We start from the raw sequence: 26,395 nt of genomic DNA, 5'->3' as shown, positions 1-26,395 counted from the left end.
AAGTTTGGATTTACAGCAATATTCATAGAAAAGACAAGCTACAGTGTGACGGTTTAGATTTATCAACCTCAGAGGTAATTGGCAATGTATACACATAAGTAGACTTCTATAGGTGGCGGTGAGACCCAACAATGCGTTAGAACGAACTGGGTCACCCGCCACTCGTGTAAAAGCGACATATATTTTCCGTAACGGATGAATCCATTAATTATCATAACGACAGTGTTTAAAAATCATCTGCTTTTGACAATCATCTTAAAGTTAATGAACTAAATTTGTTATGCCAAGTGTAATGAGTAATAGCGGGGGGAGAAAGGTGAGTCGTTGCATATGCCTATTTTTCGTTAGTATTCTGCCTGCTGTTAAACCTAGGTATAAGAAAGCGCCACTCATGCAAGCAATTAACAAAGCGGTTACAATAGGGGCATATCCTAGCATAGATGCACCGATCCCCGCGCCGAATGCATCTAGAGCTAAAGCGAAGCCAAGCAATATCGCTTCACTTGGTGAAATGATACCAGAACGATCCAAGTCAGCTTTATCAGGTGTAGATAAAACAGTTGTTAAGATATTTTGTTTCCGCTTCTGGTTTTGATTCGACGTGCCCGATTTTGAACGTAAACAGTTAATAAAGGCAAAGCAACCTAATACAATTAAGATACTTCCTCCGAGCATACTGGCAATGTCTGGTGTAAGGACAGTAAGAAACATACTACCAATAGTCATAGATACAAATACGATAACTCCAGAACATACCATAATAATGAAAAGAGCATTAAAAGGAACACGAATGTTACGCATACCATAAACAACTCCTGCACTAAAGCTGTCTAAACTTACCGCAATTACTAATAGAATTAACCCTGTATAAAATAGCATAGCATCAATTCCTTTGCATTGTTCTAAAAATATTGTATGTGCGATGTTATTTGTTGTGCGTATCCAACTTCTGCATGCCTCGTGATAAATCATATGCTTTATATTCACTGCATATTTTGCTTACGCTACAGGTGAATATAAAAATTTTAGGATTTATAGGTTAAGCAAAAATGACGGCTTTCTCCATAAAATTTGGAGATAGATCAAGTTTTTCTAAGACGAATAACTTTTCTCCTCACTAGCTGTGCAAGTACACATTTTTCCGAAGCCTATGCCTTTAAGGGTTGGAGTGTAAAAGAAACTCGCTTTTATGTTATGATGAAAAATAGGTAACGTTAGAGAGGATTTTAAATATGAGTAAAATAGTAGTATTAGCAGAAAAGCCTTCTGTAGGACGGGATATTGCCCGTGTATTGCAATGCGATAAAAAAGGAAATGGTTTTATAGAAGGTTCAAAATATATCGTCACATGGGCGCTAGGGCATCTTGTGACGTTAGCAGATCCGGAGGCTTATGATGCAAAATATAAAACATGGAAATTAGAAGACCTTCCGATGCTGCCGAAAGAATTAAAATTGACAGTAATTAAAAAAACAGGGAAACAATTTCAAACTGTAAAAACACAACTTCATCGAAAAGATGTTCATGAAATTGTTATTGCTACAGATGCTGGAAGAGAAGGAGAGTTAGTAGCTCGCTGGGTGTTGGAAAAAGCAAATGTGAAAAAACCTGTTAAGCGTCTATGGATTTCTTCTGTAACGGATAAGGCAATTAAAGATGGATTTAAACAGTTAAAACCGGGGAAACAATTCGAAAATCTATATGCTTCAGCCGTCGCAAGATCTGAAGCGGATTGGTATGTTGGTCTTAACGCTACAAGAGCTTTAACGACAAAATTTAATGCCCAACTATCCACTGGTCGTGTGCAAACACCAACCTTAGCGATGGTAGCCTCAAGAGAAAAGGAAATAAAAACGTTTCAACCGAAAACATACTATGGAATAGAAGCAAAAACGAATAAAGGGTTTTCGCTTCTTTGGCAAGATGAAAAAAATAATAAACGACTTTTCTCTAAACAAACAGCTGAAAAAATAATTCAGAAAATAACCAATGAAGCGCTACAAATTGTGCATGTTGAGAAAAATTATAAGAAAAAATCTGCACCACAATTGTATGATTTAACAGAATTACAACGTGATGCTAACCGAATGTTTCAATTTTCTGGTAAGCAAACTTTGTCTATTATGCAAAAACTATACGAACAGCATAAAGTATTGACCTATCCTAGAACAGATTCACGTGTGATTTCAACAGATATCGTTTCTACATTAAAAGATCGCGTAAAAGCGTGTGGCGTAGATGCTTACGCTCGTCATGCTAACAAGATTTTGCGTAAAGATTTAAAATTACCAAAATCAGTTGTAAATAATGCGAAGGTAACAGATCACCATGCGATTATTCCTACCGAACAATCTGTTATGCTTTCGGATCTTGATGATAAAGAACGAAAAATTTATGATTTAGTTGTAAAGCGGTTTTTGGCAGTTTTATCAGATCCTCATGAATATGAACAAACGACAATGATCGCTGAAGCAAAGGGTGAAAAGTTTGTTGCACGAGGGAAAATGGTTAAGAAACAAGGCTGGAAGGAATTATATCAGCGCAACTTCTCGGATGATATAGAAGAAGATGAACAACAATTACCGACTATAGAAAAGGGACAGCAACTTCACCCTGTTCGTTATACGTTAACACAAGGAGAGACGAAACCACCAGAACGATTCACAGAAGGTACATTATTACAAGCAATGGAGAACCCTGTTCGTTACATGAATACGTATGATACAAAGGTAGCCCATACGTTAAAAGATACGGGTGGGATTGGTACGGTCGCCACACGCGCAGATATTATTGAAAAATTATTTCATAACATGTACATGGAGTTGAAAGGAAAGTATATCTATTTAACTTCAACTGGCAAACAACTGCTTGAATTCGTACCAGAAGATTTACGTTCCCCGGCATTGACAGCCGAATGGGAGCAAAAACTTAGTCAAATTGCAGAAGGAAAAGCGAAGAAAGAGCAGTTTATTTCTGAAATTAAAGGCTACACAAAACAAGTTGTTCGGCAAATTAAATCCAGTCAGGAAAAATTCAAACATGACAATATGACGGGAACAAAATGTCCAGATTGTGGAAAACTCATGCTGGAAATATCCAATAAAAAAGGGAGAATGTTAGTCTGTCAAGATCGCTCATGTGGGCATAGAAAGAATATTGCCAAGCAGACAAATGCTCGTTGCCCTAACTGCCATAAACGTCTGGAACTTCGTGGAGAAGGAGAAGGGCAAATCTTCACTTGTAAATGTGGGCATAGAGAAAAATTATCTACGTTCCAGACAAGAAAAGAACGAGAGAAAAAGCATAATGTTTCGAGAAAAGAAGTTAATAAATACTTGAAAAAGCAGGATGATGATGGATTTGCTAATAACGCTTTAGCAGAACAACTGGCAAAACTAAACTTGAAGAAATAAACGAAGTATAAAACCTTGTGATGGCTTGTATCACAAGGTTTTTGGCTCTTCAACACTTAGTTAAACTGCTTTTCTTCTAGTACTTGATGGAATTTATCGAGTATTACCACCTTGCTAGGCCTATTTTCATCTGCCATTTGTTTTGCAACTTCAATGGCATCATCTTTTGTTCCGTATAACTTTTCCGGCGCAACATCCTCAAGTTTTACAAACCACCCTGTTCCATCTACATTCGGTGTTACACTATATGTTTTCAAAATGAAACCTCCTTTTTGATGTATTATCGCCCTTTTATTTTTTAGCATATAAAGAAATTCCCCATTTCAACTTGCTCTAAACACCTTAAATAAATGAACGATAAAACTGGGGTTTTCATAGAATTTTCAAAAAAATAAAATCTATGCTAAAATAAATTATTATTACAGTGTTTATATTGGAGGGAATAATGAAAAAATCGAAATTAGCTTATGAAGTCCAAAAGATAGAGAAAGAAGTGGAATTTATACGTAGATATTTCCATCAATATCCGGAGTTAAGCAATGAAGAAAATAAAACTTCAGCTTTTATTCAAGAAAAATTACGGCAGTTTGAAATCCCTTTTGAAACCGGATACGCAACACATGGTGTATTAGGTATTATTCATGGTAAATCATCAGGAAAAACCGTGGCGCTTCGAGCTGATATGGATGCATTACCTATTCAGGAATTAGTCGACCACGCTTACCGTTCAACATACAAAAATAAAATGCATGCTTGCGGGCATGATGCGCATATGGCTATGCTGTTAGGAGTGGGTTATGTGTTGCAACAATTACGTCATGAATTTAATGGAACGGTATTGCTCGTATTTCAGCCTGCTGAAGAAGATGCGCCAGAAGGAGGAGCCCAGCGATTAATGGATGAGGGTATATTCTCTGAATATGTTCCAGATGTCATTTACGGTCAACATGTATGGCCGGATTTGCCTGTTGGACAAATTGGTGTGAGAAATAAAGAAATGATGGGGGCTTCGGATAGATTTGAAATCACCCTTACTGGGGTTGGCGGACATGCCAGCATGCCTCACCAAACCACGGACGTAATGGTGACTTTAGGTCATGTTATCACTAGTTTGCAAACCATTGTTAGTAGAAGTCTTGATCCTTTGGAGGCATCCGTTGTAACGATAAGCAAAATTACTGGAGGCGAGGCAGCGAATATTATCGCTAACAAAGTAAAAGCGGAAGGTTCTATTCGTACCTATGAGCCATCTATACGAGCTCGCCTGAAGGAACGTTTTTTCACCATCACGAAACAGATTGCAGAAGCTTTTGAAGTGAAAGCAGATATTATGTATCAAGATGGTTATCCTGCTACGATTAATACACCAAAATGGGCCAGTCTAGCAAGGGAAACAGCTAATGGATTAAAACTAGATACACCTGAAATAAATCCGTCTTTAGCTGGTGAAGATTTTAGTCGCTTTTTAGAGAGTTACCCTGGTGCATTTATTTGGTTAGGGGCGCAATTAGACGAAACGAATAAACAAGCTCCCCTCCATGATGCGCGCTTTCAAATAAATGAACGTGCTTTACCTATCGGAACATCCTTTTTAGCGCAGTTAGCGATAGATACGTTGCATGCTTTTGAAAAAGAATCATAAAAATAGATGGCAACAATAATGGTGTGTGCAATTGGAGTGGATACGTACTAGATTTAAAGTTTTTGTTCAAAGCTGTTTACTTGCAATCATGATCTCATGTATCATTAAATAAGAAGTAAGCTTGGTTTAATGATATAAGGGAGGTTAATATAGATGGCTTTTGTTATTTTAGATCCTTGCCGAGGCGAGAAGTCAGGCGAATGTGTTAGCGTTTGTCCTGTTGATTGTATAGAAGAAGGTCCTGATCAATTTTATATTGATCCAGATGTTTGCATTGATTGTGGCGCTTGTAAAGCAGTATGCCCTGTAGATGCCATTGAAGAAGAATATGATCTAACTGCTGATCAAGAAGTCTTTCTAGAAAAAGCAGAAGAATTTTTTGCGAATAAATGACGAGAAGAAAAAGCAAAAAATTCATTGGTATACTACTTTTTAAATAAAAGAAATATCTTTTAGGTGGTAAAAATACTTGTTCATAAATTGCACTTCCCATCGTTGAAAGTCAGTTAACAATGGGAGGTGCGTTTTGTTTTTCTATTATTAGAAAGTATTAAATCTGTAAGCAAAACGACGGCTCATCGCCATAAAGACTTGGTGATAGCCAAGTAGAGCCTTTTACTGCTGTTTGACATCAATTAATGTAAAACGTTCACATACCAACATCATATCTTCAGAATATGCAAGAACTACATTCTGAAGTTCCTGTTTGAAGAACTTTTCATGCGTATCTTTCCAATATTGATATGTTCTATCCCCTTCTCCCTCTGCGATAGCGAATTGGTTTTCTAATTATTAGTGGGGGTGCAAGAAAGCCCCTAGGTAAAAATTGCACTTTATCATATTAAATCTATCGCTTAATTGATTGACTGATCTTCTGCCTTTTCAGCTAATTTACTGGCAATCCAACGCTTCGCTGTTTCGTCATCAACGTTGTATACTTTTCCTGCACGTAGTAAGTCTCCGTGGTAGGCAGTTTGAACGTTCATTTTCACCTTCATTAATTTATAACTCCTTTTTATCCTTAAATGTATATCCATTATATCATGAATATAAAAGGAAAAAGTAAATGAGGCGCAAATTAGCAACGATGCAGGATGGGGAGTGATAAGGGAGGGAACTTGATTTTGGGTTGTTGCGAGGAGGGGAGTAAGATTTTAGTTTCATACAAAGTGTTAAAATTGACTCAGTCCTTCTATCCCAAAATTTTTGGTGAGCGAGGAAAAGCATTCATTATTTTCACTTTTAGAAATAAATTAGTTTAGAGGAGACTTGTCTTCGGAGAGGAGAATAAAATGATTGAATTGAGAAAAATAAATAAGGACAACATAGATGAAGTAATAGCTCTTGAGGTTGCAGAAAACCAGACTGAATTTATAGCAACCACTAACCTCAGAAGCATTGCAGACGCTTATGTGTTGAACGAAGACGGCGAACCAGCTATCCCCTTCGCTATTTATGCTGATAATGTTGTGGTGGGGTTTTTAATGTATACTTATGATATATTGGATCATAAATCATTTGAAAATGAAGTTTTTTACAGGAAGATAGGCTATTTTATTTGGCATATTATGATCGACAAGCATTATCAGGGGAAACGGTATGGCAAACTTGCCTTTGAAAAAATGTTGATGGATATTGAAACAATGCCTTTTGGAGAAGCAGACTATGTAGCACTCTTTTATCACAGAAGTAATTTCATAGCTAAAGCATTATACGCTTCATTTGGATTTTCAGAAACAGGCATTGTTCAGGATCATTCAATTCTGGCGATTAAAAATCTCGATTAAATAACAGAACCTTATATTTAAAATGGATCATGTAGATTTTAGTAGTAAAGAAGCATTAATATCCCTCTGGAGCAAATCCAGTAAAGACATTTATTTTTGCCATTGTACCACCAGTATTACCAAACTTTTTCTCGTTCATATTGTATCGCTTTGAAGTAAATGTACGTGCCGCGGCAGTTTTAGGTGTCATTGGCGCTGGAGGAATAGGAACACCGCTTATTTTCGCTTTAAGTGTTAGAGATTGGTAAAGAGTAGGCATTATTTTGTTAGGGGTTATTTTGATGGTAACGGTAAATAATATGTGGCAACTTGCTTAAATTATCCGTATACTGATTAGAAGTCGGGTTTATAGACAGAAAATTCTCTCTAGGGAGTGTGTTTTCAATGAAGCCAGTTATTGGAGTAACGCCATCTGTAGAAAATGCATCGAATATGCATTTTGTAAGTATTGCTAATATATCGGCAATTGAGGGAGCGGGAGGTACCCCAATAATTCTTCCTTTTGTACTTTCAAAAACGCAAATAAGACAAATTGCCAGTTTAATTGACGGGTTATATTTAACAGGGGGTAATAGTATTGATCCTACATTATTTGTTGAAGAACCGCATCCAAAGTTAGGGGAAATTAATCCGATACGTGATCAATACGAAGTTGCATTAATACAAGAAATACAAAAGCACCAAAAACCCATATTAGGAGTTTGTAGAGGGTGTCAAATTTTAAATATTGCCTTAGGCGGCGATATGTATCAAGACATTTATGCACAAATGGAAGGGGAATTGTTACAGCATAAGCAACATGCTCCCGATGGTCATGCTTCCCATTATGTTTACGTGGAAGAGGGATCTGTATTACGAGAAATTGCCGGTATGGAAAAAATTAAAGTGAATAGTAGGCATCATCAGGCTAACCGAAAGCTTGGAGAGGGTATGCAAATTTGTGGTATGGCAAGTGATGGCGTCGTTGAAGCAATAGAAAGTAGAGAAGAGTCTTTCTTATTAGGAGTTCAATGGCATCCGGAAAACTTAGCGATAGAAGAAGATGCTGTCTCTAAAAATATTTTTCATGCGTTTATAGAAGCTTGTAAGGAAAGAAGCTAACATCATTCATGCATTTTAGTAAGCTTAGTGGCTATTGTAGAAATGGGGCTTAAAAGAAGGAGGGAAGCTCATCTCGATCGAAGTAGCATATATGCAGCTTAACAAATAATTGTTGGTATTTTTAACATGTGAATATCAAACGGAAAAGGTGGGATTTGAACCAACGCTTACACACCCTAGCGCATTTGAATGCGCTCCCTTCAGCCAGACTTGGGTACTTTTCCATATATAAGAACAATAAATATTGTTAAAAGATATTTTCGATAGTGACAATTATTTGCATGAATTCTATAAGTGATAGAACGAATAGTATTGACTCATTGGTTAAAATAGCATATTGTATTATGTAAAAATAAATGATTGAGGTATCAACTATGAATCACTTCATGAAGAAAAGTATTGACCACTTTAAAACGGAAAATGAAAACAAGGCACGTCTGTTAATTAAATGCCCAGATCAGCCTGGAATAGTAGCCACTGTTTCTGATTTTTTATATCGAAACGGAGCAAATATTATTACTTCTGATCAATATACATTGAATCCTGACGGCGGTCAGTTTTTTATGCGGATTGAATTTTATTGTCCGCAATTAGGTGAAAAGGCAGAGCAGATTGAGCAGGCATTTCAACCTATTGGCGAACAATTTGCGATGAATTGGCAATTCGTTTATGTTAGTCAATTGAAAAATGTAGCGATTTTTGTCTCTAATGAACCGCATTGTTTAATGGAATTGTTGTGGGAATATCAAAGCGGTGGTCTTATGGCGAATATCGCTCTTGTTATTAGCAATCATGAAACAGCTAGAGAAACAGTTGAGTCGCTGGGAATTCCTTTTTATTACATTCCAGCAAATAAAGATATTCGCAAGCAAGTAGAGGAAAGGCAACTTCAATTGCTGAAAGATTACGAGGTCGATGTTATTGTGCTTGCGCGCTATATGCAAATATTAACAAGTGACTTTGTTAAAAATTATGAGAACAGAATCATTAATATCCATCATTCTTTTTTACCAGCTTTTGTTGGTGCAAAGCCATATGAACGTGCGTATGAACGTGGTGTAAAAATGATTGGAGCTACCTCTCATTATGTAACCAATGATCTGGATGAAGGTCCGATTATTGAGCAAGATATCGGTAGAGTAGATCATAGAGATAATATCGCGAAAATGAAGAAGATTGGCCAAGCAATCGAGAGGGTTGTACTATCGCGAGCTGTCAAATGGCATCTGGAGGATCGAATCATTGTGTATCAAAATAAAACGATCGTATTTTAGGGAAACAATAATATAAGAAAAACGTAGCTACCGTCATAAGACTTTAACGATAGCTACGTTTTTCTAATACCCAATTTTGGCGTTATGTAGTTTCCAATGCATATTTTGTTTCGGGTCACCGTTGGACATCAGTGTGCCTTTTATCGTTACTTTATCCCCAGGCTTCAATGCTTTCTTTGGAGTACTTCTTCCAAAATCGGCAAGAAACACTTGGTAGGCCTCATTTTTCTTACTTGATTTAACTTTAGACCATTTTTGCCCGTTGTATCTGGCTCCTCCCCAGACGTATACCTTTTTTCCTTTGGCTTCCATTACGTAACCTTTCCAAGTTACCTTTTTTCCAGATAAATGCTTATCCCATGTTTTCTTTTGTGTACTACGGCTTAATTTTTTGTATTCTTTCGTAAAAGTAGGGAAATTTTGTACTGCTTTTATCGTTTTTTTCTGTTGAGAAGAAAGCGCGTTCGTTTTCTTTTTGCGTTTATCATCGTCGTATTCGTCGTCATCTTCTTCGTCATCGTAATCATCATTAATTACTCGTTTATCTTTATCCGGGGTTTCAGCTTTGCTTTGTTCTTGGTTTGCATACTTTTCTTTCAACTCGTCAGGCATCATAAAGGATGCTATGCTAAATAAAACGATGGAAACGAGTGTTATCAAGCCGCCTCTGTATTTTTTCTTTTTAATAGCACCTACGATTAGTAGGATAATGCCAGCAATGATCCCCAATGATGCGATTGTACCTAATAATGTACTGATTATAGCCATATGAATTCCTCCTCCACGTAATATTATCATAAAAAAGGAAGCGGTTGTATAAATTTGTTAGCTAATATGAATAGCCAAAAATGCTTTTTTCCATTGGCTTAGAGAAGGTTCTGCCTTGTACATATTGAATTAGGAAGGGAGGAAGTGCGTAATGAAAAAAGACGGAGAGGGTAAAGAAACTCCTGAAAGAAGGGGATAGTTTTACAAGACCATCAGCTGGAGAAGGCGGACTTGGTGACCCACTAAAACGTAATCCACAATCGGTATTAGAAGATGTTAAAGAGGCTACGTTTCTATTGCTCGTGCAGAAAAAGATTATGGCGTGGTTATCAAGGCAAATTGATCCTGATGTTGATCATTATGAAATTTTACAAGAAGAAACCAGCAGAAAGCCAATTATATAAGAGAAAATAGAAAGACGTGGCTAACAGAAGACCCACAAAATGTAATTATAAAGTATAGAGAGGGGGGAATAGGGAAATTAGACTTAATTCGTCAATATGGCGTAATTATTGATTTTTCAACAAACACTGTTTTGGAAAAAACAACGCAACAGTTTCGAGAGATGCTTCACAAGCGTTCAGTAGCTTATTGGGAATAGAGAAATCATCTGTGGTGGGATTTTTATAAGTATTATCTATATCAGCTAAGTTAGGAAAAAATGAGACATAGCAAATTACAAAGGCTAATATGCTATGTCTTGTTTGCGAAAAGTATGCTTTATGCACATTTTTTTAATCAGTTTTAACTTAAAATGTTTATTTTACAGTAATCTAATAAATCCAATATTACCATAATTAGTATAGATTTAGGTGGCAGATTGGTCGGCAAAAAAATGATTGAAAATAAAAATGCTGTTCTTGAATTTTTCAAGAACAGCATTATATCAATACTTGCCAAATATGCTGGTGAGAGGATTCGAACCTCCGACCCCTTCATTACGAGTGAAGTGCACTACCAACTGTGCTACACCAGCAAAGGTATTACATAAAATATAATACTCCTATCATTTTTATTCATCAACCCTTTTCCTCATAGAAATAATAATCCCAAAAGAAGGACTTTTGTGTAAATTTGGAGAATATGTATGATGGACGTTTGGGTACTAATGGTTTACCTATACAAAATAAAAAAATTATATCGAATTATCTGGGGAGTGGGGAGGAAGAACGATGGAAAAAAAGAGTTAGTACATGCATTTGCTGCATGCAATAATTGGGTCAGTGAACTAACCAAAGGGCCTGAAAAGGACATGTTTCAAGCAATTGCAAAAGGAAAATGGTGAACAGCAGAGATCATTAGTCATATGACTTTTTGGGATAGGTACATTCTTGAAGAAATGCTTCCAAAAATGAAGCAAGATGCTACTATTCAGAGCGTGGACTTTGAAATAATCAACACGCCAGCCTCTGCGTATGCAAGGAGTGGTGTATCTGCAAAACATCTCATAGAGCAAAAAATGATTATGCGTGAAAAACTAGTTTTTGCTGTAAAACAGAAAACAGAAGCTGAATTTTTTACAAACTTCACATTAAACGGCGAGAAAATGGATTAATATTCAGGTTATCCACACACATTATTTAATTATATTGCCGCATTTATTTGGCATGATAATCACCACAAACAACAAATTCATTCATTTCTGTTGCATAAAGCAGGTGGACAAATCGAGTTATCTTAAGATACTATCAGCCATATACGAAACATGGAAGCCATCCTATAGTACGAAAAAGCCTTTTGAGAAACCACCTCAAAAGGCTTTGCGATATTATTTTTTAGATTCGAAAACACGATAGGCAAGAGCTGGTACAGTTAGTGGTTCTGATATATTTATACATTCTTTCTTTACACCATTTGAAAGGGAAGAAATGCTCCATTCATTCACTTGTTCTGTTGCTTTAAAAATACAAGTATTTGAGACGTTAGCTTCTTTTTCGCCTGCATTTAATAGAAAGATAAGACGTTTTTGTTCATCATATTTTTCATAGGCAATCGTGTTGGTGTTATCATCGGCATATAAAAAACGAAATGAAGCGTCATTTCCGAATAAAGGCTCCGTTTTACGTAAACGAATCAGTCCTTGTACATAGGTGAATAGCTCTCGATTTTGATTTTCTTCATCCCATTCCATACAAGCACGGCAATCTGGATCATGCCCTCCGCTCATACCAATTTCATCTCCGTAATAGATGCATGGAGTTCCTGAGAAGGAAAACTGGAAAAGGTAAAGCAATTTAATACGGTCGATATTTTCGTTAGCTATCGTTAAAATTCTTGGTGTATCATGACTATCTAATAAATTAAATGCCACTTCATTTACATTCCTTGGGTACATATGCAATACTTTTGTAATCACATTTTTAAATGTAGTTGCAGCTATTGTATTTTTGGCAATGAAGTCGATGACCCCATTTGTAAACGGATAATTCATAACAGCATCAAACTGGTCGCCTTGCAGCCAAGGCATGGAATCATGCCAAATTTCACCCAATATATAAGCATCTGGCTTTGCTTCTTTAACGGTGCGACGAAAATCATGCCAAAAACTGTGATCTACTTCATTAGCGACATCTAGCCTCCAACCATCAATGTCAAATTCCTCTATCCAGTAACGTGCAACTTTTAATAGATAGTCTTTTACTTCCTGATTTTCCGTATTTAGTTTAGGCATCGATGCGACAAATCCAAATGTGTCGTAGTTTGCTTGTGGCTCTGTAACGACTGGGAAATTCCAAATATGAAACCAATCCTTGTACTTAGATTGCGCTTGGTTCTCCAATACATCTTGAAACGGTGGGAAGTAATAGCCGCTATGATTAAAGACGGCATCAAGCATTACTCTAATCCCACGATCGTGGCAAGCTTGAACGAGCTTTTTGAAAGTGTGTTTATCGCCAAAATGCGGATCAATCTCCATATAATCTATCGTGTCATACTTGTGATTAGAATACGCTTTAAAAATTGGCGTAAAATAAATGCCTGTTATTCCTAAACTTTCAAGGTGATCTAAATGATTCATAATCCCTTGAAAGTCCCCGCCAAAAAAGTTTGTTGTTGAAGGATCGGTAGACCCCCAAGGTAAAGCGCCTTCAGGATTTAGATTTTTATCCCCGTTTGCAAAGCGTTCGGGGAAAATTTGATACCAAATCGTATCTCTCACCCAATCTGGTGCTTGGAATACATCGACTGCATTTAAAAACGGAAAGCAAAAATAGTTAGCGATATCTTTTGGAGGGTTGTCAAAAATGCCACTTTCCCCATAAAAGCACGTTTCTGATTCATTGCTACAAATAAAAGCATAGCGTAATCGTTTATATGGTGGGCGAATGGCAATAAACCAATAATCATGGAAATCTGTAGAACCTGTTTTAACCATTGAATTCGTTTCACTTTGCCACTCGTCATTTTTCCAATTGTATGGGTCACCAAATATAAGCTGTACTGTTTTCATATCGTCTTTCTTTGTTTGTAGAACAATGTGTAGTGTTTCTTTGTCGTAGGCATAAGCGAAGTTATTTTTAGGCCTATGATAGATTGCTTCTTTCCTCATTTTTATTACCTCCTTAATTAAAACGTTTGCGCTAAAATTGTTTTAAAATTCCTTTGTTACTAGAGTCAGAAACCACCACAGCTCGCATAGAGCGCGAGCCACCTTCCATTAAAGTGAGTTAAATAGTTATTCCTGCCAATCTACTTTAATTGTATCGGTCCCTTGTTTTGGTGTAGTATATGTGTGATTTTTTCCACTTTCCCATATTACAGTACCTGTATGATCTTTTTTTATAAATTTAAATTCAATTTTTTTATTAGCAGGGACACTTACCTCATAATACCATTTAGGATACTTATACTGAACTTGATTGAACATAGGACCAATGGCTTCCTCGGTTTTCCAATTGCCAAGTTCACTTATATTACCGGTTAGATAAATATTATCTCCCATACTTGTATAGGCGTCATTAACTACAAATTGAATACTTACTTGTTTTCCGTTTAAAACTTCAAAATCTTGATAGGTATTGCTTTCTATTTTTTGAGATGTTTTAAGTGAAATATCATATTTTCCGCCAGACATCTTCGGTATTTGGAATTTTATTTTTGAATCATCCCAGCTTATAATTTTTGCCTTTTCATCCCCTATTTTTAGGGTACCTCTTTCCTTTCCAAACCCTTCTCCAGAAACTGTAACCGTATTTCCATATTGTCCTTCCATAGGACCAACATGTCCTATTAAGGGTGATTCAGATTTTTGAGTACATTCCCAAACAGATACTGAATTTGGTTCGATATCAAAATTATCCGCATTTCCATTATCTTGAACAACCAAATCTACTCCAGCTAAGTTACTGTTTAGTATGTCTCGATATTTTCCTTTTGGAAAGGATGTTTTAAGATTAGAAATTGTATACGTTTTATCTGATTTATTTACAGCGGTTATCACTACGTTGTTACCAAATTTTCTTTCAAATATATATACGTCTGAATTTATCCATCTTTGTTTTGTACGTCCGTAGCCAAGAGCTGGATTTGTTTTTCTTAAGTTTGATAGCTTTTGGATGACTTTATATGCTTTCGTAGTTTTATCAAACTTTGTCATTGGTTTTCTGTTTTCAGGGTCTTTGTCTCCAGTTAAATATTGTTCCGTACCATAATAGATAGTGGGTACGCCTCTAGAAGTTAATAATACTGCTAATGCAATATCTGTAGATGTTTTTGAAGACTTTTCAGATGTAAATCTAGCCATATCATGGTTATCAATAAATGTTACTTGATCATTTACTTCATTGTAATTATTTTTTGTTTGTTTTATCATCTCATGAAATTGATGCCAATTACTTGTACCATCCTTTAAAACAGAACGAATAGTTTGTCCATATCTAAAATCCAATAAGCTCATACCACTTTCATTAGCAAAATGGTGGTTTTTTGGATCAATTTCTCCTTTACCCAAAAACCATTCTCCAAAAGTGAATACAGGCTTATGTGTATAAATCTCATTCATTAGTGATTTCTGCCATCCTTGAGGCATATGTTTTACTGCATCTACTCTGATACCATCAATGCCCTTATCTAGCCATAACTTAATGGAATCTTTTAAATAGTTGTCCATTTTGGCGCTATTTAAATTATAATCAGCTAAGTCATATAGGTTTCGATAAATACTATCTTCGTAACTTGAAAAATCAGTTCCTCCATTATGGTTAAAAATATTTTCAGGGTCATTGGAATAACTACCTAATAATGAGCCGTCATCAAATACTGCTCCGTTTTCAGCATAATTTGGATCTGACTCTAAAGCTGGAGAAGAGTGGTTAGGTGTAAAATCCATTATTACTTTAATATTATTTTGGTGTGCAGTATTGATTAAAAGATCAAAATCAGAAAAATCTCCGTAATAAGGGTTTGTTCGTTTATAATCTTTAGCCCAATAACCATGGTATGATGTATAGCCATTTGGATGCAAAGCATGTATATTTTCAACTGGTTGAGAAATCCAAATAGCTGTAACGCCTAAGTCTGTTAAATAACCGTCATTAATTTTGTCTATAATTCCTTGCCAATCCCCTCCACAATACTTATGAAGGTTTTGGCAGTCCGCGCTGTATATATCACTTGGTGGGTTGTTATTTTTATCGCCGTCCCAAAAGCGGTCTGTTACAATTTGGTAAATAACATCTTTAGAGTAATTAATTGTGCTCATTTCATTTTGAACAGCTGAAATGAGGTTGGGTGTGGCGAAAAAAATAAAAATAATTAATGCAAGCGATTTCCAAATATTTTTCATAAATACATCCTCCTTATAATTTTGTGAGAAGTTAGCAACAATTACCCTCCCTTCAAAAAAAACAACCCCGACTTCATCAAAAGTCGGGGTTGTTTGATAAACAAAAGCATTGCCCTCAAATTATGCTGTCTAACATAGTATATAATTTAATTATTAAACGCTTAATTTAAAATGTCAATCTAAAAGTGAAGGATTAATAAAAAAATTCAATTACCCTTCATTAAAACGTTTGCGCTAATTAATGAGAATAAAATGTAATTCGTTGCAAACGTAACCATACTACCTTAATAAAGAAAACAATTTATATTTAATATTGCATTTTACTTAAATTGATGTATAATAAAAATACAATAAAGCGCAAACGTTTTCACAGAATGTGCTGATTGTGAATAACTTCATTTTTAGGAGGGTCAAATATGAAAAAAGGTTTTATGTATTTACTTGCAATGTTTTTACTTATTGGCTTTTTAGCAGCTTGTGGGCCTGATGATAGTAAAAAATCAGGTGAAAAAGAAGATGCCAAAACTACTGATGAAATGCCAGAAAAACCAGAAACTTTAACGCTGTGGGTAAATGATGAAGAAAAACAAAGAGAAGCCTTAGAAAAAATGACCAAAAAGTACACAGAAGAAACAGGGATTAAAGTTGAAATGATTCCAGTTAGTATGTTAGAACAAATTGAAAAATTGGATGTAGAGGGTCCTGCAGGTAATGGACCAGACGTTATTTACCAACCTCATGATAGAATAGGCGACTTAGTCCTTAGAGGATTGGTAGAGCCAATTGATCTTGGAGAAAAAGAAGAAGAATATACAGAGAATGCTTTGAAAGCTGTGCAATATGAGGAAGAGTATTGGGGTTATCCAGCTGTTTCGGAAACTTATGCTCTGTTTTATAACAAGTCTCGTGTAAAAGAAGAACCGAAAGAAATGAAACAGATTATGGAAATTGCTGAAAAGGATACTAATCCTGCAAAAGATGAATATGGATTTTTGTTAGAAGCAGCGAATTTGTATTTTGTATATCCATTCTTTTCAGGAAATGGAGCTTACGTTTTCGGAAATGAAAATGGGAAATACGATACAACGGATATCGGTTTAAATAATGAAGGCGCTATCAAAGGTGGAGAATTAGTACAAGAATGGTACGAAAAAGAATATATTCCACAAGATCTAACTCCTGATATTTTGAATGGTTTATTTAAAGAAGGTAAGGTTTCCGCAGTTATCAATGGACCGTGGATGGTTCGAGAATATGAAGAAGATTTAGGAGAAGATTTAGGTGCAGCTCCAATTCCTGTTTTAGATAACCGGGAACACCCTAAATCATTTGTAGGTATTAAGTCATATATGCTTTCTTATTATTCAGAAAACAAAAAGTGGGCTCAAGATTTAATGGCTTATTTGACTAATTTTGAGAGTTCTTTACTTTATTACGATATTGCTGGAGAACTACCTGCGCGTAAAGATGCCATGGAAGACCCGGAAATTGTTGAAAATCCTCTTTACTCAGCATTTGCTGAACAGACTAAATATGGAGAGCCTATGCCTAGTGTACCGGCTATGCAGCAAGTATGGGAGCCGTTTAATGATGCTTTAAACTTTATTTCTAAAGGTGAACCTGTAGAGGAAGTTTTAAATGAGGCAGTAGAGTCTATTAAACAAAAAATAGAGTCTACTGGCGCTAATTAAAATATGATTGCGGTATAGAGCGATTATACCGCAATCGCTTACGATAAATTTTGTCACAGTATGTTTCAAGAGGAGGAGAAACGGGATGGCTGAAGAAAAGATGGTATCTAAAACCCGAAAAATACAACCTCGTACACTAGCAGTAATCTTATCTATTATACCTGGTTTAGGACAAATGTATAATCGACGTTTTTTAAAAGGTTTTATATTTTTAATTATTTCAACTGCATTTTTAATTACAACTTGGGATTATATAGATATAGGTATTTGGGGGCTTTTTACACTTGGTACGATACCTAGGGAACACCATTCTATTCAATTACTTATTCAAGGTTTAATTTCATTAATTGTATTAGCATTCGGTATTGGAATATACATCTATAATTTTATGGATGCTCGTTCTGACGCCATAGCAAGAGAAGCAAATCGACCTAAACCAACTTTGTTACAGGGTGTAAAAGGGTTTTATAACAACGGTTTCCCTTATTTCATGATAATGCCGGGGTTAATTATGTTGTTATTTATTGTTGTAGTACCTTTACTATTTATGTTTGCGTTAGCATTTACAAACTACAATCAATATAATGCCCCTCCCCGAAAACTGTTGGATTGGGTGGGTTTTACTAATTTTGTTGATTTAGTTCATATTGATATTTGGAAAGATACATTTTTTAGTGTTTTTAGTTGGACGATAGTATGGACGGTTGTTGCCACTACATTGCAGATTGCTTTAGGGTTAATATTAGCATTGTTAGTAAACGATACACGAATAAAATTTAAACGGGCAATACGGACGATACTAATTCTTCCTTGGGCGGTTCCGGCGTTTGTCTCTATCTTAATTTTCTCGGCCTTATTTAATCCTACTTTTGGAGCCATTAATCGTGATATTCTAAGCCAGTTTAATGTTATGTTGCCTTGGTTATCTGATCCATTTTGGACAAAGGTTGCTTTAATTATGATTCAAACGTGGCTAGGTTTTCCGTTTGTGTTTGCTTTATTTACAGGTGTATTGCAAAGCGTTCCTCGAGATATGTACGAAGCAGCAGATGTGGATGGTGGTACAAGATGGCAAAAATTACGACACATTACATTACCGCATATTTTATTTGCAACTGCGCCATTGTTAATTATGCAATATGCAGGAAACTTTAATAACTTTAATATTATTTACTTATTTAATGAAGGTAACCCAGCAGTTCGTGGTCAAAACGCTGGGGGAACAGATATACTAATATCCTGGGTGTATAAACTAACATTTGAATCTAATAACTACAATATGGCTGCTGCAATCACGATAATTATGGGGTTAGTTGTTTCTATATTTGCCTTTTATCAGTTTAGAAAAACGGCTTCGTTTAAAGAGGAGGGGCGTTACTAATGGCTATGTCGCGTAAGAAAAAATCAAAAATAGAAGTAACGTTTATCTATATTTTTTTATTTGTTATGTTTGTTTTAATCGCATACCCACTGTTTTGGGCATTTATGATGAGCTTAAATCCGGGTTCTAACATGATGGTTACAGAGCTAATACCAAAAAACCCAACGTTAGAACATTATAAATGGTTGTTTACTGATCCAAATAGTGATTATGTCATCTGGTATAAAAATAGCCTTTATGTTGCCGTTGTCAATTCTGTCGGTTCGGTTATCATTACATCGTTAATTGCATACGCATTTTCACGATACAAATTTGTTGGTAGAAAATATGGTTTGTATATGTTTTTATTGTTACAAATGTTTCCTGCTTTAATGGGGATGGTTGCTTTGTACATTCTATTAAATACAATTGGCTTAACCGATTCTCTTTATGGATTAATGATCATTTATCTTGGTGGTCAAATCCCTTTCAACGCATGGTTGGTGAAAGGGTACTTTGATACGATACCTAAAGAACTGGACGAAGCGGCAAAAATAGATGGGGCAGGTCATTTGAAAATTTTTTGGACGATTATGTTACCATTGGCCAAGCCTATTTTAGCCGTTGTCGCATTATTTAATTTTATGGCGCCATTTATGGACTTCTTATTACCTAGAATTGTTTTAACAAGTCCTGAAAAATATACATTAGCACTAGGGTTATTTAATTTTATCAATGACCAATTTTCAACAAATTTCACTAGATTTGCTGCTGGTTCCATCCTTATTGCTGTGCCAATTGCGCTTGTGTTCTTATTATTGCAACGTTACTTAATTTCTGGTTTAACCTCAGGAGCGACGAAAGGGTAGCAACATATCTTTTTTCGGTTCGAAAATCGACAGTAGGAGGTATTACCGTGCTAGAGGATACTAGTTTTGCTATTCATCCAGGAAATAATACAGCGACAGAAGCAATTCGATTCTGCGATATTGGGAATGTAATAGAGTTTAAGAGAAATTCCCAAGGCTACTCTTTTCGATGTGAAAAGGTACATGTCGTTGTTTGTTTTTATCATCCTTCCATTGTTAGGATTGTAATGAATCCTACAGGAAAAGTTGATTTAAATGACTCGAAATCAGTGGTAGTAGAGCCAAAAAACATGCCAATTACTGAAAAGGAAATGTCGGATACGATTTTGTTACAAACAGAGGAGCTTGAAGTTGCTATACGTAAACAGCCATTTCGTGTCTCTATTCATGAAATCAACGGACGCGTTATTGTTCGAGAAAAAGAACGTGGCATGGCTTTTAGAGAAAACGGAGAAGTAATCGTATGTAAAGAGAAATTCACTACAGATCATTACTATGGATTTGGAGAAAAAAGTGGTTTTTTAGATAAACGCGGAGAAAAATATGAGATGTGGAATAGTGATGTATATGCACCGCATAATCCAGAAACAGATCCCTTGTACCAATCTATTCCTTTCTTTATGACACTACGCCAAGGAAAAGCACATGGTATCTTTTTTGATAATACATTTAGAACGACCTTTGATATGAAAAGCTATAATAATATGTATACCTTTCGTGCAGAAGGGGGACAAGTCGATTATTATGTCATGGCAGGGCCCACTCCAAAAGAAGTTTTAGAACAATATACTTTCATAACTGGAAGAATGCCTCTTCCAGCAAAGTGGGCATTAGGCTATCATCAGTCAAGGTATAGCTACGAATCGGAAGAAGAAGTTCGTGCTTTAGCGAAAAAATTTGTGGAGCAAGATATTCCTGTTGATGTCATCCATTTAGATATTCATTATATGAATGGTTATCGTGTATTTACGTTTGATAAAAATCGTTTCCCTGATCCTAAAAAATTAATAGCGGATCTTCGAGATATGGGAATTCGTGTTGTGCCAATCGTTGATCCAGGTGTGAAAAAAGATCCTGAATATACCATTTACCAAGAAGGGGTAAGAGATGACAACTTCTGTAAGTATCTTGAAGATGATATTTATATTGGAGAAGTTTGGTCAGGTAAAAGCGCCTTTCCTGACTTTACCGAGGAACGTGTAAGGAAATGGTGGGGCGATAAGCATGTGTTTTACAGCGATATGGGTGTAGAAGGTGTCTGGAATGATATGAATGAGCCAGCTGTATTTAATGAAACAAAAACAATGGATACCGCTGTCATGCATCGGAATGATGGCAATCCTACAACACATCGTGCATTGCATAATGTCTACGGTTTATTAATGGGGGAAGCAACCTACGAAGGATTAAAAGAACAATTAAATGGTAAACGTCCTTTTTTGCTTACTCGTTCCGGTTACGCTGGTGTACAACGGTATGCTACAGTATGGACGGGCGATAATCGGAGCTTTTGGGAACATTTACAAATGAGTCTGCCAATGGTAATGAACTTAGGGTTATCTGGTGTTGCTTTTGCTGGCCCTGATGTAGGTGGATTTGCCCATGATACAAACCCAGAACTATTGGTTCGTTGGACGCAAGTTGGCGCGTTTACACCGTTTTTCCGTAATCATTCAGCTATCGGAACGCTGTATCAAGAGCCATGGCAGTTTGGGGAAGAGTATGAAGATATTATAAGAAAATATATTAAAATGCGTTATGAATGGATGCCACAATGGTATACGTTGTTTCGTCAAGCAAGTGAACGAGGTTTGCCTGTTATGCGTCCGTTATTCATGGAGTATCCTACTGATGAGAAGACCTATAATCTAAACGATCAATTTATGGTTGGGGATAATGTGATGATCGCGCCAATTTTAGCCCCAGCAGTTACAGATCGTGCTGTATACTTTCCAGAAGGTGGTTGGGTAGACTTCATTGTGGGAAAAGAATTTGAAGGGGGTAAAGTACACCTTGTTCATGCAGAACTGGATCAATTACCGATCTTTATTAAAAAAGGAACAGCAGTGTTGCAAAATCCTTATATCTCTAACAAGGAAAAACAAGGAACCGATATGACCATGCATATTTTCGCAAGCCAGAAAGATGCAACATATACATGTATGCTTTATGATGATGATGGAGAAACATTTGCTTTTGAGAATGGTACTTATCTTAAACTCGACTTAGAGATCATCTCGACAAAGGATCAAGTAGCCGTTGAAGTGAAACGCAAAGAGGGTACGTATCAGCCAAGTTATCAGGACATAAAAGTGAATGTAATTGGTCTTAGCGAAGGGCAGCATGTTATAATAAATGGAGCGAAAAGTGGAAAGCAAACAACGATAAACCTATAACATTATATACTAACTAATGATACAAATGATGGAGTAGAGGGTGAGATGTAAAAAATGGTAACAATAAAAGATGTAGCAAAGGCGACAGGTGTATCACCTTCTACTGTGTCTAGAGTAATTGCAGATAATCCGAGAATCAGTCTGGATACGAAAAAGAAGGTTCGAAAGGCAATGAAGGAATTAGGATATCACCCTAACGTAAATGCTAGGAATTTAGTTGCTAAATCTACCAAAACGATTGGCGTTGTGATGCCTTCATCTGCTGATAAGTCTTTACAAAATCCGTTCTTCCCGGAAGTGTTGCGAGGTATCGGAACGGTTACCCATGATATGCAATATTCGATGATGTTATCAAGTGGTGGAACAGAAGAAGAGATGTTTGCTGAAGTAGAACGTATGGTTTATGGCAGTTATGTAGACGGAATCATTTTACTTTACTCACGTATGAATGACCGAATAACAAATTTTTTGCGTGAAAAAGATTTCCCATTTGTAATTGTAGGAAAACCGTATGATTATGTAAGTGAAATTACACATGTCGATAATGATAACTATAAAGCAGGAAAAGAGATAACAAATTATTTAATTGACCAAGGCCATGAGCATATTGCTTTTATTGGTGGTTCCAGAGATCTTATTGTAACGATGGATCGAGAAAACGGATATAAAGCGGCTTTAAATGAATCGGATCTACCAGTTTGTGAAGCTTATTGTATTCATAGTGAATTTCTTCAATCAGGAGGGAGAGAAGCAATAGAGAAGTTGCTGCAATTAGAGCATCCGCCAACAGGAATTGTTGTAAGTGATGATTTAATGAGTCTAGGGGTGCTAAGTGCTTTGGAAAAATTAGGGTATGATGTCCCTACTGATATTTCATTGGTAAGCTTTAACAATGTATACCTATCTGAACTGACAAGTCCAGCTTTAACAACTGTTGACATTCAAATATATCAACTGGGTGTACAATCTGCGAAAGCTTTAATTGAAAAAACGCAATCGGATTTTGTCCCTGAAAAACGTATCATTATTCCACATGAAATTGTGTATCGGGATTCTGTAGGGGAAAGATAAAAATAAAAACCATGCGCCAGAATGTATCTTTCATTTTTGACGTATGGTTTTTATCGTTTAAGAAAAACTACAGCATTCGCCATAGGACATGGTGACAAGCCAAGTTTTTTTATTAAGTATTATTGAAATTGTGGTAAATATTCTTTATGTGCTTCAAGTAATTCATCAAGAATTACTTTTGCTTTTCCATCATCTGTAATTAAAGGGTTAATACATAATGCTAACAATGCTTTTTCATAAGAACCTGTTACAGCTGCTTCAATCGCAGCTAGCTCAAAAGACTTGATTTGTTGAATAAGTCCATTAATAGGAGATGGTAAAGCACCGACAGCTAAAGGGATTGGTCCTTTATTTGTTACGGTACAGTTCACTTCGACTACAGTGTTGTCAGGAAGACTGGAAATTGCTCCGTTGTTCACAACATTAAGCGTTTGGATATCTCCTGTATTGTTATAAATAGATGAAATAAGATTACAAGCGACATTACTATAGTATGCGCCACCTCTTTCAGCAAGTTGGGGTGGTTTAATATTTAGGTCTGGATCTTTATAAAGTTCAAATAACTTACTTTCCAGCTCTTTGACTGTTTCTGCTCTTGTTTTTCCTTCTTGGTATTCGTTTTGTTCATTAGCTAAAATTTCCTTCGTCTTATAATAATAACGATGATAAGGAGAAGGTATCATATGAAGTGCTTTAATAAATTCTTCTTCCCATGGAAGAGGTGCTATATTGTTCATAGATAGTTGATTTTCAGGTTTAGCCAATAATTCAATCACTTCCGCTAATTTTGATCCCCCGTCTACAAATACATCCGTACCATAAGACATATGGTTTAAACCTGCGAATTCAATCTGAACTTTTTCTTCAGGCACGCCTAAAAGGTCTGCAATAGTAATTTTCATATTAATTGGCACATTACAAACACCAACCACTTTTTTATGTTTACTATATTTTACTAATGCTTCCGTAACGATACCTGCTGGATTTGTAAAATTAATTAACCAAGCGTTTGGACATAATTTTTGCATGTCTTCAGCAATCTCCATTAATACTGGAATGGTTCGAAGGGCTTTAAATAATCCGCCAGCACCATTTGTTTCTTGGCCAATCATTCCGTGTTTAATTGGTATCCTTTCATCTTTAATTCTTGAATCTAACAATCCGACTCGAATTTGTGTAGTTACAAAGTCCGCATTTTGTAAAGCAGTTTCTCTATCTAAAGTTAAATGTACTTCCATCGGGATGTTGGCTTTTTTAACCATTCTTCGAGCTAGGTTTCCTACAATATCAAGTTTTTCTTTGCCGTCTTCGATATCGACAAGCCAGAGCTCCTTGACTGGTAATTCGTTATACCGTTTAATAATGCCTTCCACAAATTCCGGTGTATAGCTTGATCCACCGCCAATAGTGACAAGTTTTATACCTTTAGTATCCAAAAATATCTCCTCCAAAAACAAAAATAATGAGTGCACTTGATAAAAGGCCAACAATCATTGAAAGCGCCATTCTTTTTCTGAAATAGATTCTTTCAGTAGGTTTACCATCAATTTTAGTTAAAACGAGCATACTACCAATGGATGAAGAAATAGTACAAGCGATAAAAAAACTAGCTGTTTTAGTAATACCTAAAGTCATGAAAAGGGTGGGAAACAGCAATAACCCTAAAATGGTTATTGACATAAACACAAATACCCCTTTAAAACTAATTCTAGGGATGATGCCTTTGGATTGAATCATATTTTCACCTCATCTATAGAGTAAAAAGAAAAGAGAACACCCTCTATTCTCTTTTCTTCATTGCTGCATAGGAAAAATGAACGTCTTACGCAAGGATGAAATTGATCCCATATAGCTGCGTTTCACCTTGCAGTCCAAATTCTTTCATATTATTACACTCCGATAATAATGAATGGGAGCCTAATGCTTTGGATGCCTGTCCCATTGTAATGTTATTTTTTTATTCCTCTCCTTGTTCCATAGCTATCATTTTTTTATCATATAGCTTTAAGAACGGCATATAGATTGTTACAGATATGGTTATATTTATTAGTACTAATACAACAGCTCGCCAATCACCACCAGTGGATAAGTATGCACCAATTGGAGCTGGTAATGTCCATGGTGGCATAATATATGTCGGGCTTACTAATCCTATAGATGTTGCAAAATAAGCAATAATCGCTGTAACAATTGGCGTAATAATAAACGGAATAATCAATAAGGGATTAAGAACAATTGGTGCCCCGAAAATAACTGGTTCGTTTATATTAAACAAACTAGGAACGATCGTAGCTCTACCCAAATTTTTAATGTATTTAGATCTTGCGAAAAGCAACATCGCAATAACGAGACCTAATGTAGCCCCAGAACCACCTATCCAAATAAACCATTGGTAAAAAGTTTCTGGTGCGATATGCGGAATGGTGGAAGCTCCATCTGCCACTGCTTGAGAGTTGTTAACGAGATATACTTCCCATAGTGGTCTTGCAATAGAACCTACGACAGAAACCCCATGTATACCGAATGACCAGAAGAAAGTGATGAGAAATACTGGTACTAATACACCGAATAAGCTATCGCCTGCAGTTACTAATGGAGCAACTAATTTATCGACTACATGATGTAGATTTACTCCCATTACAACGGTAATGGTTGACATTAAGATGATTACTATGGCAACGGGAATAAGTGCTTCGAATGAGCGAGAAACCGAAGATGGTACTTGCTCAGGTAATTTAATGGTAATTTGTTTTTGTTTACAAACTCTAAATATTTCTACAGCAAGAATGGATACGATAATGGTAACAAATAGTCCATGTCCACCTAAATATTGCATTGGCAGAACAAACCCTAATTCATCAAGAGCAGTTGGCGTTAGGGTTAATAATAGAGCCGCAACAGCAATTTGTGCTCCAGATAAAGGGTCTACTTTATAGGACTTCGCTAGATTATAGCCAATACCAAATGCTATGTATAATGACATGATAAACATGGTCATTCGGTATGGAATTAAAATTTCTGCAGCATGCTCTGTTGCCCATTGTGTAATTGCCCAATCTTTTGGTAATGGCGGAAAAGCAAAGATTAAAAAGAATGATCCAACAATAATAAAAGGTAATGCAGAAATAACCCCATCTCGAACAGCTAATAAATGACGTTGTTCCGATAAACGTGCCATAGGAGCCGACAGTTTATTTTCCATAAAATCTACAAATTTACTCAAGGTAATCTCTTCCCT

The 26,395-nt window shown here is 36.0% G+C and carries 23 protein-coding genes, 2 tRNA genes and 1 pseudogene; 13 read left to right on the top strand and 13 right to left on the bottom strand.

Features of this window, described 5'->3' with window-relative positions; translation table 11 throughout:
• Window positions 1-261: 261 nt before the first annotated feature.
• Window positions 262-987 carry a sporulation membrane protein YtaF gene (gene ytaF, locus BUB45_RS09360; protein WP_342068350.1) on the bottom strand — a complete coding sequence of 242 codons (726 nt, stop codon included), beginning with the start codon at window positions 985-987 and terminating at the stop codon, window positions 262-264.
• Between the two features lie 245 nt (window positions 988-1,232).
• Here ytaF and BUB45_RS09355 point away from each other — a divergent pair, with 245 nt between their 5' ends.
• Window positions 1,233-3,413, top strand: coding sequence for a DNA topoisomerase III (locus BUB45_RS09355; protein ID WP_073007775.1), 2,181 nt, complete (start codon window positions 1,233-1,235; stop codon window positions 3,411-3,413).
• Window positions 3,414-3,469: 56 nt separating this feature from the next.
• Here BUB45_RS09355 and BUB45_RS09350 read toward each other — a convergent pair whose 3' ends face one another.
• Window positions 3,470-3,718 carry a DUF2188 domain-containing protein gene (locus BUB45_RS09350; protein ID WP_170861738.1) on the bottom strand — a complete coding sequence of 83 codons (249 nt, stop codon included), beginning with the start codon at window positions 3,716-3,718 and terminating at the stop codon, window positions 3,470-3,472.
• Between the two features lie 140 nt (window positions 3,719-3,858).
• On the opposite strand from BUB45_RS09350, the gene BUB45_RS09345 reads away from it, so the two are divergent.
• A complete protein-coding gene (locus BUB45_RS09345; protein ID WP_073007772.1) occupies window positions 3,859-5,055 on the top strand; it encodes a M20 metallopeptidase family protein in 1,197 nt (398 codons plus the stop codon).
• Window positions 5,056-5,208: 153 nt separating this feature from the next.
• Window positions 5,209-5,448, top strand: a complete 240-nt coding sequence (locus BUB45_RS09340; RefSeq protein ID WP_073007769.1) for a ferredoxin family protein — start codon at window positions 5,209-5,211, stop codon at window positions 5,446-5,448.
• A 222-nt stretch (window positions 5,449-5,670) separates the two neighbouring features.
• On the opposite strand, the pseudogene BUB45_RS09335 reads toward BUB45_RS09340, so the two are convergent.
• Window positions 5,671-5,835 (bottom strand): annotated as a pseudogene (locus tag BUB45_RS09335) (ASCH domain-containing protein); the annotation flags it as partial.
• A gap of 74 nt (window positions 5,836-5,909) precedes the next feature.
• Window positions 5,910-6,053, bottom strand: coding sequence for a hypothetical protein (locus tag BUB45_RS19860; protein WP_170861737.1), 144 nt, complete (start codon window positions 6,051-6,053; stop codon window positions 5,910-5,912).
• 294 nt (window positions 6,054-6,347) lie between these two features.
• Between BUB45_RS19860 and BUB45_RS09330 the strand changes: the two genes are divergently transcribed.
• Window positions 6,348-6,842 (top strand): GNAT family N-acetyltransferase, encoded by a 495-nt coding sequence (locus BUB45_RS09330; RefSeq protein WP_073007766.1) that lies wholly within the window; start codon window positions 6,348-6,350, stop codon window positions 6,840-6,842.
• 55 nt (window positions 6,843-6,897) lie between these two features.
• On the opposite strand, the gene BUB45_RS20770 is transcribed toward BUB45_RS09330, so the two are convergent.
• The gene (locus BUB45_RS20770; protein WP_425303962.1) at window positions 6,898-7,032 is read right to left on the bottom strand and encodes a hypothetical protein; all 135 of its coding nucleotides are present in this window, start codon (window positions 7,030-7,032) and stop codon (window positions 6,898-6,900) included.
• Window positions 7,033-7,226: 194 nt separating this feature from the next.
• On the opposite strand from BUB45_RS20770, the gene BUB45_RS09325 reads away from it, so the two are divergent.
• Window positions 7,227-7,943 carry a gamma-glutamyl-gamma-aminobutyrate hydrolase family protein gene (locus BUB45_RS09325; protein ID WP_073007763.1) on the top strand — a complete coding sequence of 239 codons (717 nt, stop codon included), beginning with the start codon at window positions 7,227-7,229 and terminating at the stop codon, window positions 7,941-7,943.
• Between the two features lie 140 nt (window positions 7,944-8,083).
• On the opposite strand, the gene BUB45_RS09320 is transcribed toward BUB45_RS09325, so the two are convergent.
• Window positions 8,084-8,167 (bottom strand) — tRNA-OTHER (locus BUB45_RS09320).
• A gap of 150 nt (window positions 8,168-8,317) precedes the next feature.
• Here BUB45_RS09320 and purU point away from each other — a divergent pair.
• Window positions 8,318-9,217 (top strand): formyltetrahydrofolate deformylase, encoded by a 900-nt coding sequence (gene purU, locus BUB45_RS09315; RefSeq protein WP_073007760.1) that lies wholly within the window; start codon window positions 8,318-8,320, stop codon window positions 9,215-9,217.
• A gap of 63 nt (window positions 9,218-9,280) precedes the next feature.
• Here purU and BUB45_RS09310 read toward each other — a convergent pair whose 3' ends face one another.
• Window positions 9,281-9,985 (bottom strand): hypothetical protein, encoded by a 705-nt coding sequence (locus BUB45_RS09310; protein ID WP_073007757.1) that lies wholly within the window; start codon window positions 9,983-9,985, stop codon window positions 9,281-9,283.
• A 903-nt stretch (window positions 9,986-10,888) separates the two neighbouring features.
• Window positions 10,889-10,961 (bottom strand) — tRNA-Thr (locus BUB45_RS09305).
• A 111-nt stretch (window positions 10,962-11,072) separates the two neighbouring features.
• On the opposite strand from BUB45_RS09305, the gene BUB45_RS20395 reads away from it, so the two are divergent.
• Both BUB45_RS20395 and BUB45_RS20390 read left to right on the top strand, forming a co-directional pair.
• On the top strand, window positions 11,073-11,270 hold the full coding sequence (locus BUB45_RS20395; RefSeq protein WP_244527703.1) for a hypothetical protein: 198 nt from the start codon (window positions 11,073-11,075) through the stop codon (window positions 11,268-11,270).
• Between the two features lie 21 nt (window positions 11,271-11,291).
• Window positions 11,292-11,540 carry a hypothetical protein gene (locus tag BUB45_RS20390; RefSeq protein WP_244527702.1) on the top strand — a complete coding sequence of 83 codons (249 nt, stop codon included), beginning with the start codon at window positions 11,292-11,294 and terminating at the stop codon, window positions 11,538-11,540.
• Between the two features lie 213 nt (window positions 11,541-11,753).
• Here the strand turns inward: BUB45_RS20390 and BUB45_RS09295 are convergent, their stop codons facing one another.
• Both BUB45_RS09295 and BUB45_RS09290 read right to left on the bottom strand, forming a co-directional pair.
• Complete coding sequence (locus BUB45_RS09295; protein WP_073007754.1) at window positions 11,754-13,535, bottom strand: glycoside hydrolase family 13 protein; 1,782 nt, start codon at window positions 13,533-13,535, stop codon at window positions 11,754-11,756.
• A gap of 126 nt (window positions 13,536-13,661) precedes the next feature.
• Window positions 13,662-15,770: an alpha-amylase family glycosyl hydrolase gene (locus tag BUB45_RS09290; RefSeq protein ID WP_073007751.1), complete on the bottom strand. Its 2,109-nt coding sequence runs from the start codon at window positions 15,768-15,770 to the stop codon at window positions 13,662-13,664.
• A 416-nt stretch (window positions 15,771-16,186) separates the two neighbouring features.
• On the opposite strand from BUB45_RS09290, the gene BUB45_RS09285 reads away from it, so the two are divergent.
• From BUB45_RS09285 to BUB45_RS09265, 5 genes are all read left to right on the top strand, one after another.
• Window positions 16,187-17,461, top strand: coding sequence for a sugar ABC transporter substrate-binding protein (locus tag BUB45_RS09285; protein WP_073007748.1), 1,275 nt, complete (start codon window positions 16,187-16,189; stop codon window positions 17,459-17,461).
• 100 nt (window positions 17,462-17,561) lie between these two features.
• Entirely contained in the window at window positions 17,562-18,842 is a 1,281-nt protein-coding gene (locus BUB45_RS09280; RefSeq protein ID WP_073007877.1) for a carbohydrate ABC transporter permease, read from the top strand.
• Between the two features lie 5 nt (window positions 18,843-18,847).
• Entirely contained in the window at window positions 18,848-19,690 is an 843-nt protein-coding gene (locus tag BUB45_RS09275; protein WP_073007874.1) for a sugar ABC transporter permease, read from the top strand.
• Between the two features lie 47 nt (window positions 19,691-19,737).
• Complete coding sequence (locus BUB45_RS09270) at window positions 19,738-22,086, top strand: glycoside hydrolase family 31 protein (protein WP_073007745.1); 2,349 nt, start codon at window positions 19,738-19,740, stop codon at window positions 22,084-22,086.
• 54 nt (window positions 22,087-22,140) lie between these two features.
• Complete coding sequence (locus BUB45_RS09265) at window positions 22,141-23,157, top strand: LacI family DNA-binding transcriptional regulator (RefSeq protein WP_073007743.1); 1,017 nt, start codon at window positions 22,141-22,143, stop codon at window positions 23,155-23,157.
• A gap of 119 nt (window positions 23,158-23,276) precedes the next feature.
• Here BUB45_RS09265 and BUB45_RS09260 read toward each other — a convergent pair whose 3' ends face one another.
• The 3 genes from BUB45_RS09260 to BUB45_RS09250 form a co-directional block, all read right to left on the bottom strand.
• The gene (locus BUB45_RS09260; protein WP_244527700.1) at window positions 23,277-24,593 is read right to left on the bottom strand and encodes a 6-phospho-beta-glucosidase; all 1,317 of its coding nucleotides are present in this window, start codon (window positions 24,591-24,593) and stop codon (window positions 23,277-23,279) included.
• The gene (locus BUB45_RS09255; RefSeq protein ID WP_073007740.1) at window positions 24,583-24,894 is read right to left on the bottom strand and encodes a hypothetical protein; all 312 of its coding nucleotides are present in this window, start codon (window positions 24,892-24,894) and stop codon (window positions 24,583-24,585) included. The genes BUB45_RS09260 and BUB45_RS09255 overlap by 11 nt, the downstream gene beginning before the upstream one ends.
• A 220-nt stretch (window positions 24,895-25,114) precedes the next feature.
• Window positions 25,115-26,380, bottom strand: a complete 1,266-nt coding sequence (locus BUB45_RS09250) for a PTS sugar transporter subunit IIC (protein WP_073007737.1) — start codon at window positions 26,378-26,380, stop codon at window positions 25,115-25,117.
• Between the last annotated feature and the right edge of the window lie 15 nt (window positions 26,381-26,395).

Origin of the sequence: Virgibacillus chiguensis (assembly GCF_900129865.1) — a bacterium.
GTDB classification, from domain to species: Bacteria; Bacillota; Bacilli; order Bacillales; family Amphibacillaceae; genus Virgibacillus; species Virgibacillus chiguensis.
This window is presented reverse-complemented; position numbering and strand designations above follow the sequence as displayed.

Bases quoted from the DNA above. Each gene is read 5' to 3' on its own strand.
- BUB45_RS09355 (WP_073007775.1), top strand. From the start codon at position 1,233: ATGAGTAAAATAGTAGTATTAGCAGAAAAGCCTTCTGTAGGACGGGAT.
- BUB45_RS09350 (WP_170861738.1), bottom strand. From the start codon at position 3,718: ATGCTAAAAAATAAAAGGGCGATAATACATCAAAAAGGAGGTTTCATT.
- BUB45_RS09345 (WP_073007772.1), top strand. From the start codon at position 3,859: ATGAAAAAATCGAAATTAGCTTATGAAGTCCAAAAGATAGAGAAAGAA.
- BUB45_RS09340 (WP_073007769.1), top strand. From the start codon at position 5,209: ATGGCTTTTGTTATTTTAGATCCTTGCCGAGGCGAGAAGTCAGGCGAA.
- BUB45_RS19860 (WP_170861737.1), bottom strand. From the start codon at position 6,053: ATGAAGGTGAAAATGAACGTTCAAACTGCCTACCACGGAGACTTACTA.
- BUB45_RS09330 (WP_073007766.1), top strand. From the start codon at position 6,348: ATGATTGAATTGAGAAAAATAAATAAGGACAACATAGATGAAGTAATA.
- BUB45_RS20770 (WP_425303962.1), bottom strand. From the start codon at position 7,032: ATGACACCTAAAACTGCCGCGGCACGTACATTTACTTCAAAGCGATAC.
- BUB45_RS09325 (WP_073007763.1), top strand. From the start codon at position 7,227: ATGAAGCCAGTTATTGGAGTAACGCCATCTGTAGAAAATGCATCGAAT.
- purU (WP_073007760.1), top strand. From the start codon at position 8,318: ATGAATCACTTCATGAAGAAAAGTATTGACCACTTTAAAACGGAAAAT.
- BUB45_RS09310 (WP_073007757.1), bottom strand. From the start codon at position 9,985: ATGGCTATAATCAGTACATTATTAGGTACAATCGCATCATTGGGGATC.
- BUB45_RS20395 (WP_244527703.1), top strand. From the start codon at position 11,073: ATGATGGACGTTTGGGTACTAATGGTTTACCTATACAAAATAAAAAAA.
- BUB45_RS20390 (WP_244527702.1), top strand. From the start codon at position 11,292: ATGACTTTTTGGGATAGGTACATTCTTGAAGAAATGCTTCCAAAAATG.
- BUB45_RS09295 (WP_073007754.1), bottom strand. From the start codon at position 13,535: ATGAGGAAAGAAGCAATCTATCATAGGCCTAAAAATAACTTCGCTTAT.
- BUB45_RS09290 (WP_073007751.1), bottom strand. From the start codon at position 15,770: ATGAAAAATATTTGGAAATCGCTTGCATTAATTATTTTTATTTTTTTC.
- BUB45_RS09285 (WP_073007748.1), top strand. From the start codon at position 16,187: ATGAAAAAAGGTTTTATGTATTTACTTGCAATGTTTTTACTTATTGGC.
- BUB45_RS09280 (WP_073007877.1), top strand. From the start codon at position 17,562: ATGGTATCTAAAACCCGAAAAATACAACCTCGTACACTAGCAGTAATC.
- BUB45_RS09275 (WP_073007874.1), top strand. From the start codon at position 18,848: ATGTCGCGTAAGAAAAAATCAAAAATAGAAGTAACGTTTATCTATATT.
- BUB45_RS09265 (WP_073007743.1), top strand. From the start codon at position 22,141: ATGGTAACAATAAAAGATGTAGCAAAGGCGACAGGTGTATCACCTTCT.
- BUB45_RS09255 (WP_073007740.1), bottom strand. From the start codon at position 24,894: ATGATTCAATCCAAAGGCATCATCCCTAGAATTAGTTTTAAAGGGGTA.